Annotated in this window: 13 protein-coding genes and 1 tRNA gene; 2 read left to right on the top strand and 12 right to left on the bottom strand. The window is 44.8% G+C overall.

Annotated elements, in window-relative coordinates; genetic code table 11:
- Positions 1 to 3 precede the first annotated feature (3 nt).
- From L876_RS0112270 to L876_RS0112225, 10 genes are all read right to left on the bottom strand, one after another.
- Positions 4 to 79: transfer RNA gene (locus L876_RS0112270), tRNA-Lys, on the bottom strand.
- Positions 80 to 240: 161 nt separating this feature from the next.
- On the bottom strand, positions 241 to 966 hold the full coding sequence (ybgF, locus tag L876_RS0112265; protein ID WP_028764079.1) for a tol-pal system protein YbgF: 726 nt from the start codon (positions 964 to 966) through the stop codon (positions 241 to 243).
- 24 nt (positions 967 to 990) lie between these two features.
- Positions 991 to 1,533, bottom strand: a complete 543-nt coding sequence (gene pal, locus L876_RS0112260; protein WP_028764078.1) for a peptidoglycan-associated lipoprotein Pal — start codon at positions 1,531 to 1,533, stop codon at positions 991 to 993.
- Between the two features lie 24 nt (positions 1,534 to 1,557).
- Positions 1,558 to 2,883 (bottom strand): Tol-Pal system beta propeller repeat protein TolB, encoded by a 1,326-nt coding sequence (tolB, locus tag L876_RS0112255; protein WP_028764077.1) that lies wholly within the window; start codon positions 2,881 to 2,883, stop codon positions 1,558 to 1,560.
- A gap of 9 nt (positions 2,884 to 2,892) precedes the next feature.
- Positions 2,893 to 3,828, bottom strand: coding sequence for a cell envelope integrity protein TolA (tolA, locus tag L876_RS0112250; RefSeq protein ID WP_028764076.1), 936 nt, complete (start codon positions 3,826 to 3,828; stop codon positions 2,893 to 2,895).
- Between the two features lie 4 nt (positions 3,829 to 3,832).
- Positions 3,833 to 4,267 carry a protein TolR gene (gene tolR / locus L876_RS0112245; RefSeq protein ID WP_028764075.1) on the bottom strand — a complete coding sequence of 145 codons (435 nt, stop codon included), beginning with the start codon at positions 4,265 to 4,267 and terminating at the stop codon, positions 3,833 to 3,835.
- The gene (gene tolQ / locus L876_RS0112240) at positions 4,267 to 4,956 is read right to left on the bottom strand and encodes a protein TolQ (protein ID WP_028764074.1); all 690 of its coding nucleotides are present in this window, start codon (positions 4,954 to 4,956) and stop codon (positions 4,267 to 4,269) included. The genes tolR and tolQ overlap by 1 nt, the downstream gene beginning before the upstream one ends.
- Positions 4,946 to 5,344 carry a tol-pal system-associated acyl-CoA thioesterase gene (gene ybgC / locus L876_RS0112235; protein ID WP_028764073.1) on the bottom strand — a complete coding sequence of 133 codons (399 nt, stop codon included), beginning with the start codon at positions 5,342 to 5,344 and terminating at the stop codon, positions 4,946 to 4,948. The genes tolQ and ybgC overlap by 11 nt, the downstream gene beginning before the upstream one ends.
- 158 nt (positions 5,345 to 5,502) lie before the next feature.
- Positions 5,503 to 7,656 (bottom strand): prolyl oligopeptidase family serine peptidase, encoded by a 2,154-nt coding sequence (locus L876_RS0112230; RefSeq protein ID WP_028764072.1) that lies wholly within the window; start codon positions 7,654 to 7,656, stop codon positions 5,503 to 5,505.
- Between the two features lie 564 nt (positions 7,657 to 8,220).
- On the bottom strand, positions 8,221 to 9,102 hold the full coding sequence (locus L876_RS0112225) for a flagellar protein MotY (RefSeq protein ID WP_081730693.1): 882 nt from the start codon (positions 9,100 to 9,102) through the stop codon (positions 8,221 to 8,223).
- A 143-nt stretch (positions 9,103 to 9,245) separates the two neighbouring features.
- On the opposite strand from L876_RS0112225, the gene rnt reads away from it, so the two are divergent.
- Positions 9,246 to 9,899, top strand: coding sequence for a ribonuclease T (gene rnt / locus L876_RS0112220; RefSeq protein ID WP_028764070.1), 654 nt, complete (start codon positions 9,246 to 9,248; stop codon positions 9,897 to 9,899).
- Here the strand turns inward: rnt and L876_RS21680 are convergent.
- The gene (locus tag L876_RS21680; protein WP_245686982.1) at positions 9,896 to 10,660 is read right to left on the bottom strand and encodes a substrate-binding periplasmic protein; all 765 of its coding nucleotides are present in this window, start codon (positions 10,658 to 10,660) and stop codon (positions 9,896 to 9,898) included. The two genes, rnt and L876_RS21680, sit on opposite strands and share 4 nt — an antisense overlap.
- A gap of 150 nt (positions 10,661 to 10,810) precedes the next feature.
- Positions 10,811 to 11,416: a peroxiredoxin gene (locus L876_RS0112210; RefSeq protein ID WP_028764069.1), complete on the bottom strand. Its 606-nt coding sequence runs from the start codon at positions 11,414 to 11,416 to the stop codon at positions 10,811 to 10,813.
- 313 nt (positions 11,417 to 11,729) lie between these two features.
- Between L876_RS0112210 and L876_RS0112205 the strand changes: the two genes are divergently transcribed.
- Positions 11,730 to 13,049, top strand: a complete 1,320-nt coding sequence (locus L876_RS0112205; RefSeq protein ID WP_028764068.1) for a Na+/H+ antiporter family protein — start codon at positions 11,730 to 11,732, stop codon at positions 13,047 to 13,049.
- Positions 13,050 to 13,129: the final 80 nt, after the last annotated feature.

The following is a 13,129-nucleotide window of genomic DNA, read 5'->3' as shown; positions in this document are numbered from 1 at the left end:
AAGTGGTGGGTCGTGAAGGATTCGAACCTTCGACCAATTGGTTAAAAGCCAACTGCTCTACCAACTGAGCTAACGACCCATCTAACGACTAAATCTTGCTGATTTAGTGTCTCAAACGACTGTGCCGCTCTGAGGGCGCCTATAATACCTTTTTCATCTTCTCATGCAAGTGCAAATTTCCCATTTTTTATTGTTTGCATGAAAAACAGACTAAGAGTATGTTTTTTGGTTAATTACAGATTAAAGACCCGCCAACTGTTGTTTAGCGATTCGAGCAGCAGCACTATTCGCATATTCTTTAACAACTTGTTGATAATAAACCTTCGCCTTCGCACTGTCCGAACGCTTCTCTGCGATCATACCTAACTTAACGAGACTGTCACCGCGCTTATTTGAATCATTAAACTGTTTAACGACTGTATCAAAAGCGTTAGCAGCATCAGCCAATTCACCTTTGTTGTACAGTAGCTGTCCTAACCAATAGTTAGCATTGGCAGCATAAGTTGACTCAGGGTACTGTTTGATGAAGTCACGAAATGCTGGGATTGCTTCATCATACTTACGTTCTTTGAGCACTAAATTAACCGCACGCTCATAGCTTGCTGTTTCACCTAATGAAGATGAAGGCCCTGAACTGTCAGCCGTTGTTACCGTGGCAGCTGCTGCGGCTTTACTGCTAGTAAGATTAGCAATATCTTCATAAAGCTGGCGTTGACGCTGCAACATCTGACTTATTTGATAGTTTTGCTGCTCACTTAAACCACGAAGATCTAATACTTCCTGCTGCAAAGTGTCTAAACGTTGTTGCGTTTCATATTCACTCGCCTGCTTTGCTTTAAGCATACGCTCTAAACGCGCAACTCTATCGTCAGTTGAACCACCAGCAATATCTTCTACAGGCGCTGGTGCAGCTACCGCTACACCAACACTCATCAGAATTGCCGCGGTAAGTACGGCTTTTTTCATAGTTAACCCTATCGAAATCCTTTTTTAGTAAACGAGTACTGCGCGACGGTTCTTAGCAAAGCCATCGTCTGTGCGCGTAAAGTCTAATGGTTTCTCTTCACCATAGCTAACAATGCTCATTTGGCTTGGTGACACACCCATGCTCTGTAAATACTTAGCAACGGCTTTTGCACGACGTTCACCTAACGCGATGTTGTATTCTGGCGTGCCGCGTTCATCAGCATGTCCTTCAATCATCACGCGAACATTTGGATGTTCAGATAGATAATCACCGTGGGCGTTAAGCACTTCTGAGAACTCTGATGATACTGAACTGCGGTCAAAATCGAAGTAGATGATATGCTCTTTACGTAGCTCTTGATACTTAAGACGCTGCTGCTCTTCTGGTGTCAGGATTGGCGCGACACCACCGGTTTCGACACCACCGCCAGAGACGACCTGACCACTTTCGCTACCGCCCATAGAGCTGGTTGCGTCAGTTTCAGATTCAGAGGTAGAGCTACATGCACTGATCGCCATAATAGGCAGTGCTACGACCATAGCTTTAAACAGCTTGTTAAGATCCATGTTTACATCCTTACTAAATTCTAATTATAAAAAAGGTGACCAAGCGGGTGATTTTACTTCCCCTTGACCGACTGGCAGTCTTGCCTTAAAACGTCCATCCATAGAGACTGCCGCTAATACTTGCTTGCCCTGATAGGTGGTGCCATAGATGACCATAGTGCCATTAGGCGCAACGCTTGGTGATTCATCAAGGCGCGTGGTAGTCAGTACCTGCATAAAGCGGGTTTCTAAATCCATTCTTGCAATATTAAATTTACCGTTGGTGCGGTTTACAAACACCATACTGCGTCCGTCAGGTGAAATTGAACCGCCTAGGTTCCACTCGCCTTCAAAAGTAAGTCGCGTCACTTTACCCGAAGCCAGCATGACTTGATACAGTTGCGGACGGCCGCCACGTTCAGAGGTAAAGATTAAAGATTGACCATCTGGTGTCCAAGAGGCTTCGGTATCGATAGCATAATGGTTGGTCACGCGCTTAATCGCCTTAGTTTCTATATCAACTACATAAATTTCTGGCTGACCATCTTTAGATAAGGTCACCGCTAATTTTCGACCATCAGGTGAAAACGACGGCGCACCGTTTATGCCTGGAAAGCTGGTGACTTTAGCGCGCTGCTGAGTGTAAATATCTTGAACAAATACTTCGGCTTTTTTGTTCTCGAAACTTACATACGCTAATTTACGAGCATCTGGTGACCAGGTTGGCGACATTAACGGCTCTGGGGAGCGCAATAACATCTGCTCGTTATAACCGTCATAGTCCGCAATCATCAATTTGTACGGTGATTTTTCTTGATGGTCAACAACCACATAGGCAATACGTGTTAAAAATGCGCCACGTACACCAGTCAGTTTTTCATAAACGATATCGCTGATCCTATGGCCATACTGTCTAAACTGGGCAGCCGTGATCACGGTTTCGCGACTGTCGATAAGGTATTCAGCTTTTGCAGTGGGGCCATTTGACTGCAGTTGTGCTTTAACCAAATCAATCAATTCAAAATTAACGAGATATTGATCTGGGCCAAAGGGTTTGACCGAGCCCATCACAACCGCCTCTGCCGCAACGCCAGACCAGGCTTTTACGTCAAAGTTAGCGACAGTGCTGATATTGCGCTGGGGTAACCCAAGCTCATCAATAGGTTTAAAGGTACCGCTGCGCGCTAAATCTGACATCACCACGTCAGAGATCTGCTGTGGCATTGGTGTCGCGCCTTGCCAAACAAACGGAATCACCGCGATTGGACGAGCGGCATCAACCCCTTCGGTGATCACAATATCTAATGCCGCTTTCGCTGGTAAAGTGCAAAACATCAGCCCTAAGATGAGCCATTTCCCGAAAACTTTCATGAAACCCCTTTAATTAAATTCCGGTTGAACGGTTAAATTTATCTCTTTTAGCTTATTATAAACATCAGCTTCTTGTGAGACAGGCAATCGACCCGCCTTGTTAATCGCCGCTTTAGTCGCTCGGCAAACAACCGGATCACCAGATAAAATCTCACTACCGGTGACAAATCCATCTTTGGCTAAACGAACAAATACACGGCAACTTTTCCCCCGCATAGATTCGTCTACCACTAAATTACGCTGAATAGTCGCTCGGATCATCGACGTATAACGCTGTACTTCGCTGACAACCTGCTTATTACGGGTTTGCGACAACGCGGCTTGTTCGGCAGCTAATGCCTCTTGCATCATCCGCTCTTGTTCTAAACGCGCCTGCTCTTCCGCTTTTCGCTTACGCTCAGCTTCCTCTTTACGTTTGCGTTCATCAGCGGCTTTTTTCGCTGCGGCTTCCTCTTGCTTGCGTTTGGCCTCAGCTTTAGCTGCTGCTTCTTCAGAGGCTTTACGCTCCGCTTCTTTCTTTTTACGCTGAGCTTCGGCTTGGGCCGCTTTCTCTTTTTCCTGTTTTTGCTTCAACTGCGCGGCCTTGGCTGCGGCAGCTGCATTTTGCGTTTCAATCTCTTTTTGCTTACGCTGTTGCTCAAGCTTTTTAATCTTTGCTTGCTCACGCTCACGGGCTTGTTTTGCCTCGCGGGCTTTTCGATCTAACTCATCTTGACGCGCTTTCTCTTTGCGTTCAGCTTCGCGTTTTTCAGCTTTAAGCTTCTCGGCATATTGAGTAACCTGCTTCTGGTCGACCACCACAGCTTGCACCGCTGGAGCACTAACTTGAGGGACCACTTTAGGCTTTTCATCGAAATCGACACCCATGGCCACAACAACTATCACACCAATATGAATAGTCGCTGAAATAACCAATGGTATTGTAAAATCTGATTTAGCTGCCACCCATCTACTCCTCAGGTGAGTCTGTCATCAAGCCTACCGACGGCACCCCTGCACCTTGCAGCGTCACCATCAATTGAATCACCTTTTCATAAGCAATCGTTCTGTCAGCTTTAACCACCACGGGGCGCTCTGGCTCTAACTGGATAATCGCTGCAACACGGGTAGCAATCTCTTCTAAATCCAATGTCTCTTTAGTGCTACTGCTGCCAACATCGAGATAGTAATCCCCATCGGCGTCAATTGAAGCCACCACAGGTGGTTTGCTGTCTGCAGGTAATGCCTCAGCAGCCCCTTGCGGCAAGTCAACTTTAACCCCTTGGGTCACTATGGGCGCCGTGACCATAAAAATGATCAACAGTACTAACATCACGTCGATATAGGGTACAACGTTGATCTCAGCTACCGGGCGGCGCCGCTTACGCTGATAACCTTGCTGCATTATATCTCTTCCTTCTCGCTATATGCTTGACGATGCAAGATACTCGAAAACTCTTCCATAAAGTTCGCGTATGACATCTCAATTTTATCAACTTGAGTCGAAAAACGGTTATAGGCAATAACCGCGGGAATCGCAGCAAACAAGCCCATGGCCGTTGCAATCAATGCCTCGGCAATACCTGGGGCAACCATGGCTAGTGTGGCATTTTCAACGGCGCCAAGCGCAATAAAGGAGTTCATGATCCCCCATACGGTACCAAATAGACCGATATAAGGACTGGTTGAGCCAATGGTAGCCAATAAAGGTAAATGAGTTTCAAGCTTTTCCATTTCACGTGATAGAGAAACCCGCATCGCTCGGTAACTACCGTCCATCACCGCTGCAGGCACTTTGCCGTTGAGCTTGTTTAAACGTGCGTACTCCTTAAAGCCGGTAAAAAACAGCGCTTCGAGACCCGCATTACTGTCTTGGCGTGCCGCTAACTCTTTATACAACTTATTAAGATCGACACCCGACCAAAACTTGTCTTCAAATTTAAGTGAGCGCTCTCTAGCGGTAGTCAGAAGACGACGACGTTGAATAATAACCGCCCATGACACAACAGATAGTGCTAACAGCGTCAGCATGACAAATTTAACTAACAAACTTGCCTGTAAAAAAAGACTAACAAAAGAAATATCAGCTTCCACCATCAAACTCCTGAACAATATTTTGGGGAATGGCTCTAGGCTTCATCTGCGACAATGCAACACATGCCACTAAAACTTGCCCTTCGCAATATAGCAATCCATCATCATCAACCAAACGCTGGCGAAACAGTAATGACGCTCTCTTCAACTGTATGACCTCAGTTTCGACAAAAAGGTCCTGCTCAAATCGTGCTGCGACTTTAAAATCCAATTCAGCCTTTTTCACCACAAAAGCAATATCGTCATTAAGCAGTTGGGTTTGCTTTACGCCCATGTGCTTTAGCCACTGACTGCGAGCGCGCTCAAAAAAGTTGAGATAGTTGGAGTGATACACAACGCCACCAGCATCGGTATCTTCGTAATAAACAAATATCGGCCATCGGAACATTAAATCTACATGCCCAGCATTGGATAAAATAGAGGCCTACTATACCTAGAGCGCGAGCAATTGTGAATGGCTCCTATAACGTCACGTCTCACTAACTTCATAAAATTTTGTTAATAAAAAAGGGAAGTTAATACTTCCCTTTTTAACATCAATGACGATTATTGGCCTATTTTGGCTGGCACCTTCAATCCAAAGTTGTGCCACAAGAAGCTGTAGATGTCGGCAAACTCATCGATTTTCATAGAGGTTGGCTTACCCGCACCGTGACCCGCTTTAGATTCGATACGCATAATCACTGGCGCATCACCTTTTTGCCTATCTTGTAACAAGGCTCCAAATTTAAAGCTATGCAGCGGCACCACACGATCATCGTGATCGGCAGTCATGACCATAGTCGCTGGATACGCCCGCTCACTAATGTTGTGGTAAGGCGAATAAGCCAGCAATGCTGGGAACTGCTCAGCAACATCGGCACTGCCATATTCACTGGTCCATGCCCAACCAATGGTGAACTTATGGAAGCGCAACATGTCCAGCACACCAACCGCTGGAAGAACAGCTGCAAAAAGCTCTGGGCGCTGTGTTAGGGCTGCACCCATCAAGAGGCCACCGTTACTACGTCCATAGGCACCAAGTTTTTTGCTATTAGTATACTTGTTATCAATCAAGTATTCGGCCGCCGCATAATAATCATCAAATACGTTCTGTTTCTTATCGAACATCCCCGCTTGATGCCAGCTTTCACCATATTCGGCACCACCACGAAGGTTAGGCACCGCATAAATCCCCCCCATATCCATCCAAGCAATATTGGCAGGGCTGAAACGAGGAGTTAGCGAAATGGCAAAACCACCATAGGCGTATAAAAGTGTCGGGTTATTACCATCTAGCTTTAACCCCTTCTTATAAGACACCATCATCGGCACACGAGTACCATCTTTACTGGCGTAGAAGACTTGATCAGAAACATAGTCATCAGGGTTAAAAGAGATTGTTGGCTTGGCATATAAACTTGACTTCCCTGTTTTAAAATCAAACTTATAGGTTGTCTGAGGCTGAACGTAACTATTAAAGGTGTAGTAGAAGTAATCTTTGCTACGTTTACCGTAAGGGCCCGCTATTTTACCTTTCCCCGGTAGATCGACATCCTGACGTTTAACGCCATCCATGCTAAATATCGACAATTGACCTAATACATCATGCAAGTAACTAACAACTAAGTGATCATTAATAATCGCTATATTGCTAATGGGATCTTGAGACTCTGGAATAATGGTTTTCCAGTTTGCCTTTGCGGGACGATTCACATCAATGGCAATCACTTTACCGTTGGGTGCATTTAAGTCAGTCTTAAAATAGAACACTGACTTGTCATTGCCCAAGAAACTGTATTCAGCTTCCAGATCAACAATCAACTCTACAACTTTGGCATTAGCATCCTTGAGCGACTTATAAAAGAAGCGGTTGCGACTATCGGTACCTTGAGATATAGAAATCAGCAGGTAATCGCCCTTCTCAGAGACTTCTGCCCCAAAGCCCCAATCTTTATTTTGAGGACGTTCATACACCAATACATCTTGCGACTGACTGGTCCCCAATTTGTGAAAGTACACTTTTTGGTTGAAATTGACATCAGCTAACAGATTACCGCCCTCTGGCGCATCATATCGAGAGTAATAAACGCCTTGGTTGTCCTTGCTCCACTCAGCACTGGAAAACTTAATCCATTTGAGCTCGTCGCTCAGTTTATTGCCTGTAGCAACATCGACAAACTGCCATTGCTGCCAATCTGAACCCGATTTAGACACACCGTAAGCGATTGTTTTGCCGTCGCCACTGACAGACACACCACTTAAGGCCACTGTACCGTCGGTAGAAAAGCCATTAGGATCTAACGCAACGGTCTCTTCGCCAGCACTATTTTTAACGTAAAGCACAGATTGAGCCTGCAAGCCATCATTGCGGTAGAAGAAGGTGTTGTCACCATGCTCGGAGGGGGCCGTCACTTTCTCGAAATTCCACAGCTCGGTAATACGGCCAACAATCGCTTGCTTGTTGTCTATCTTGGCCAAATACGCTTGACCAGCAAGCTGTTGCTGCTTCACCCAGTGATGGGTCGCATCAGTTTCCTCTTCAAGGAAACGGTATGGGTCTGCCACCTCTACGCCATGGATTGTTTCCACTACGCCTGTTGCAGAAACTGCCTGCGTTGATTGTTCAACAGTTGCGCTGTTGTGCTGACATCCCATTAATGTCAACCCAAGCCCTGCAATAAGCAGGTGTTGTTTAGAGATAATCGCTTTTAGAGCCATCTATTGCCGTCCTGGTTATCTATTTATTATTCATCTTGTAATGTGAACGCCGTCCCATTAACGAAGTACTATACAAGTAAAAAAAAACTGCGCAACGGGTTAAAAAAATTCATCAAATCGAGTCCAAGGTGTAAACGTTAATAAAAAACTAACATGGATGAATTAATTAAACCGTCAAATTATGCATGGAATCTGCTTAACCACTCGCAAACAAGCATTATTAGTGAATCTGCCCAAAATACAGCCCCGACGATTCATTAGTAAAAGTAATCAATTTCAGGAATTTTTTTAGTTGGACGATATAAAGGTCTGACCCTATAATTCGCCCTGTTTTCAGGAAGTGTCTGCTCCCAGCAGATTTGAAAACAAGAACTCCAGATTTGTGTGCGAGGCACGTGAATCTATCCCTGGTTCTTATGCTTGACTTCCTTCCTTCAATTTGTTGATTGCAATATATTATTTGCGGCCCGCTTAGTATTAAGTGGGCTTTTTTTTACCTGAAGGAAAATGACCCACAAAAAAGCCCAGCTTTATAGCGGGGCTGATTGGTATGTCGCTTGCGAGTTAAAGTGGCTTACTTAACCTAATGACAACTCGCCTGTTACGCGATCGTTCATCAATCGTGGCATTTGAGGCAACGTGACGGCGCTCACCATGTCCTTCGGTGTGGATACGCTCTTGAGGAATGCCAGCTGATAGGAAAAACTGCTTAACCGAGTCTGCACGTTTCTCAGACACCTTCTGGTTAACAGAACGACCACCGTAGCTATCGGTATAGGCATCAATAAGCACCAATTCTACTTCTGGATCGTAAGCCAAGTATTCTTGTACCTTCGCAATCTGCGCTTTAGCGTAGCGAGTCAATTCCGTACCACCAGCTTGGTAGGTTAGAACGGTAAACGCAATATCCTCAAAACTATAAGGTAAAAGATTCGCCAGGCAGGAGCGAAACTCAGAATATTGACGACCAAAATTCACTGCTGATAACCCCACGGCAACTTTACTCGACCGGTTATACCAATCTGAATAATAAAAGGTAGGCTGCATGCCACGCTCTAGCTCATTGAGCATAGACCACGCGGCATTTTTAGGGACTTCTCCACTAAAATACTTTTGATAAGTGAGTTCAGTAATCGGTTTTGATAACAGTCCTGGACGCCAGGATGGAGCCATACTCATCAATTTTGCATTAGTCACTTCATCAGGTTTTACCCACATATCGAGAGTAAAATTTAAGTCATGATCTTTGCCTGCACGACTGGTGAATACCGCTTTACCGTATGAGGGGATCTCATGCTCAAGACGACATACGATAGGGGTATTATCACTCAATCGCCACTGAGACTGCTCTAATGATGCAACATAATGGCGCAACTCGGCATTGGCGAGCATAGGCAAGCCCGCGACCAGTAATCCTGTTACAGCAAATAGCACCCTACCCAACATAGACAATCACTCATATTAAATGTGTTACTTAACCCTATCGGCTTCTTTAAGCATTCCTTTAGCTTATATATTAGCCAATCAAACATGACAAGGTAACGCTAGATACTTCATAATAGCCACTGACTAATTATTTGGATATTTTGATGAGCGATATTTGCGACGCCAATAAACTAAACCACCGCTTTAGGGGCTATTTCCCCGTGGTTATCGATGTAGAAACTGCAGGCTTTAACGCCCAGACCGATGCGTTGCTTGAAATTGCTGTCACCCTGCTAAAGATGAATGATGAGGGGGATTTAGTCTTAGATAAAACCCTGCATTTTCATATCGAACCTTTTGAGGGAGCTAATTTAGAGCCTGAAGCGCTAGCCTTTAATGGCATTGATCCCACGAACCCGTTACGCGGCGCGGTGTCTGAGAAAGAGGCATTTTTAGAGATATTTAAAGAAGTTAAAAAAGCGCAGAAAAACAGCGGTTGTCACCGTAGTATTATTGTCGCCCATAACGCGGCTTTTGATCATGGCTTTGTGACTAAAGCTATCGACCGTGTTGGATTAAAACGCACGCCGTTTCACCCTTTTGCCACCTTTGATACCGCAGCCCTGTCAGGACTGGCGCTTGGTCACACTGTGTTGGCCAAAGCCTGCGCTATCGCGGGTATCGATTTTGATAATAAAGAAGCTCACTCGGCACTGTATGACACTGAGCGTACTGCCGAGTTATTCTGTCATATCGTCAATAAATGGAAAGCCTTAGGAGGCTGGCCTATCGCGCAAGATGACGAAATTGAAGCCTAGTTATTGACCGAGACGTCACTCACTGGTTTATGAGTGGGTGACCTTGACACATATTTGTCGACTATCGCATCAATCGCACCATTGTGCTTTAACATCGCTATGGCTTGATTAATCTGTGGCAATAGCTGTTCATGTTCTTTCCTGATCCTGACCACTAACTCTCCATCTGAGTGTAAAGCGGCCAAGCCAATGCCTATATTTAGCTCTTTTGCCCAATAAAGCGCGGTGAGGTCGCCCGATATCGCAGCGGCCACACGTTGCTTTTTCAGGGCCATCACCAACTCGCGTTCAGACTTAAAATCTATCCGCATAAATTGATCATCGTCGTGATAAAGGTAACCATGTACTGTGCCAATCTGTTGATTTTTTATCTTGGTGATTGACTGCCATTCGGTCACATTTTCATTTAAAACAATAATATGTTCTTTGATTGGAAACAGGGGATCAGATTGGACAAATAACTCACCTAAGTCTTGATGTTCAAACCAGCTAGGGCTGACCACGTCAAAATCTAGCTGACCAGTCTCTAACGCGCTATTAGTGCGTTTAGGTGGAAGTTTCTTTTTCTTTAATTTAATCCCTGCTTTAGCAAATATTTGCGGGACTAATTCACCTAGAATCCCTGGGCGATCTGCGGTTTCACTGATGTAATAAGGGTACCAGCTACTTGAGCCTGACACATTGTAAGACAGTGTCGTTTCAGCCCATACTTGTTGACTGATCAACAATAAACTAAATAGCAATACGGTGTTTAGTTTCAATATGGCATCTCACAAACCGTTAACAACATGCTTTAGATATACCAACCGTCTTGCTTAAGAGCAAGCCTTGTAATGCAAAAATAAGATAAAAATGGCACAAAAAAGCCGCGATAATCGCGGCTTTTAAATACAGCTCACTAAATCAAATGATTATAGTGTGTCTGCATTATCAGTGAGGTAAGAAGCTACACCTTCTGGGCTTGCATCCATACCTTTGTCACCTTTCTCCCAACCAGCAGGACAAACATCACCGTGCTCTTCGTGGAACTGAAGTGCATCAACCATACGGATCATTTCATCAACGTTACGACCTAGTGGAAGATCGTTAACCACTTGGTGACGAACTTGACCTTCTTTGTCGATAAGGAAAGAACCACGGAATGCAACACCAGCTTCTGGATGTTCAACGTCATAGGCTTTACAGATTTCATGCTTAACGTCAGCCACAAGCGTGTATTGAACTTGGCCAATACCACCCTTGTCTACTGGGGTATTACGCCATGCATTGTGAGTAAACTGAGAGTCAATTGAAACACCAATCACTTCAACGCCACGCTTCTTGAACTCATCCATGCGGTGATCGAAAGCGATCAATTCAGATGGGCAAACGAAAGTGAAATCAAGTGGGTAGAAGAATACAACAGCAGTTTTACCTTTGATTGCTTCGCTTAGGTTAAAGCTGTCTACGATTTCGCCGTTACCAAGAACCGCTGCAGCAGTAAAATCAGGGGCCGGACGGCCTACTAATACGCTCATTTTATATCTCCATCTATGGATTGAAAAAGCTTTTAATTATGAACTAAAAAGCATTATAGGCAGTCATTCGCTGGACACAAGCTATTTGGGATCATTGTCACCTTTTTTAATAAATATTCATCTAGTTGCCCAATAACTGTGCGCGATAACCTTACCCTTTGTATCGTTATTCACAGTTACACAGTAAACTTAAATACAGTTCAGTTACATCTCACTATTTTTTACAGATAAAACGCCGATTGGCTGGACAAGCCTTGCTAATACTGGCAAAAATAGCCTCCAAATACTTTATAAAAAATCAGAAAGAATAAATATGAATGCAGTTGTTATTGCTGTTTGCCTAATGTTGGGCCTCAGCCTCGCCCGAGTAAACGTTGTTATCGCACTCACAGTCAGTGCATTAGTGGCTGGCTTAGTGGGCGGTATGGACTTACAACATACCGTCGATGCCTTTAACACAGGCTTAGGTGGCGGCGCTCAAATTGCATTAAGTTATGCATTACTCGGCGCCTTCGCGGTAGCGCTTTCTCACTCTGGGCTGACGACACTAATTTCTCGTAAAGTGATCTCACAGTTAGGCAAAGAACAAAACAGCACAAACCTCAATCGTGTGCGTTGGTTACTATTGTTGGCGATACTCGCGATGGCAGTGTCATCGCAAAACATTTTGCCCATTCATATCGCATTTATTCCAATTTTGATCCCACCGCTACTTCATGTAATGTCCAAGCTGCGTATAGACCGCCGCCTAGTGGCATGCGTGTTGACTTTTGGTTTAGTCACCACCTATATGATTTTACCTATTGGCTTTGGTGGTATCTTTCTTAACGATATTTTGCTAGCAAATTTAAACAACAACAACCTTAATGCTGTACGTGAGCAAATCCCATCTGCCATGCTGATCCCTGCTTTAGGCATGATTAGCGGACTCTTAGTGGCGGTGTTTATCAGCTACCGAAAACCGCGAGAGTATGAAGAGCAGTTGATATTAGCCGCTGAACCCGAAGAAGGCGTTAATAAGCGTAACATTGTTATCGCCTTGGTTGCCGTTGCAGCGACATTAGCGGTACAGCTCTATACCGGCTCAATGATTTTTGGCGCGCTAATTGGCTTTATTATTTTCAGTTTCTCTGGCGCACTTAAACACGTTGCAGACCAAGATATCTTTAATCAAGGTGTGCGCATGATGGCCAACATTGGCTTTATTATGATCTCCGCAGCGGGCTTTGCCGCCGTTGTAAAGGAAACGGGAGATGTCGGCACTCTAGTTGAATCCCTGTCATACCTTATCGGGGATAACAAAGCACTTGCTGCATTCTTGATGTTAGTGGTGGGACTATTAATCACCATGGGCATAGGTTCATCTTTCTCAACTATCCCGATTATTGCGACCATCTATGTGCCACTCGCGATTACCTTTGGCTTTTCTGTGCCCGCGACGATTGCATTGGTTGGCACCGCTGCCGCGCTAGGAGATGCTGGCTCGCCAGCGTCCGACTCAACTTTAGGCCCTACCGCAGGTTTAAATGCCGACGGGCAGCATGACCACATTAGAGACAGTGTGATCCCAACCTTTATCCACTACAACATTCCCTTGTTGGTCTTTGGTTGGATAGCGGCTATGGTGCTGTAGTAAAATTCGAGCCATAAAAAAGGGAGCCATTGGCTCCCTTTTTCTGTTTAGGTAATACGTAAGCTTAAAAACGGATTACT

It is taken from the genome of Shewanella colwelliana ATCC 39565, assembly GCF_000518705.1.
Taxonomy (GTDB): domain Bacteria; phylum Pseudomonadota; class Gammaproteobacteria; order Enterobacterales; family Shewanellaceae; genus Shewanella; species Shewanella colwelliana.
The sequence above is the reverse complement of the archived record's forward strand: the minus strand, read 5'-3'. Positions and strand labels throughout refer to the sequence as shown.

What these genes read in the sequence shown, in the direction of transcription:
- ybgC (WP_028764073.1), bottom strand. Translation starts at nt 5,344, where the DNA reads ATGTTCCGATGGCCGATATTTGTTTATTACGAAGATACCGATGCTGGT.
- tolB (WP_028764077.1), bottom strand. Translation starts at nt 2,883, where the DNA reads ATGAAAGTTTTCGGGAAATGGCTCATCTTAGGGCTGATGTTTTGCACT.
- L876_RS0112210 (WP_028764069.1), bottom strand. Translation starts at nt 11,416, where the DNA reads ATGAGCGTATTAGTAGGCCGTCCGGCCCCTGATTTTACTGCTGCAGCG.
- rnt (WP_028764070.1), top strand. Translation starts at nt 9,246, where the DNA reads ATGAGCGATATTTGCGACGCCAATAAACTAAACCACCGCTTTAGGGGC.
- tolR (WP_028764075.1), bottom strand. Translation starts at nt 4,267, where the DNA reads ATGCAGCAAGGTTATCAGCGTAAGCGGCGCCGCCCGGTAGCTGAGATC.
- L876_RS0112225 (WP_081730693.1), bottom strand. Translation starts at nt 9,102, where the DNA reads ATGTTGGGTAGGGTGCTATTTGCTGTAACAGGATTACTGGTCGCGGGC.
- pal (WP_028764078.1), bottom strand. Translation starts at nt 1,533, where the DNA reads ATGGATCTTAACAAGCTGTTTAAAGCTATGGTCGTAGCACTGCCTATT.
- L876_RS0112230 (WP_028764072.1), bottom strand. Translation starts at nt 7,656, where the DNA reads ATGGCTCTAAAAGCGATTATCTCTAAACAACACCTGCTTATTGCAGGG.
- L876_RS0112205 (WP_028764068.1), top strand. Translation starts at nt 11,730, where the DNA reads ATGAATGCAGTTGTTATTGCTGTTTGCCTAATGTTGGGCCTCAGCCTC.
- ybgF (WP_028764079.1), bottom strand. Translation starts at nt 966, where the DNA reads ATGAAAAAAGCCGTACTTACCGCGGCAATTCTGATGAGTGTTGGTGTA.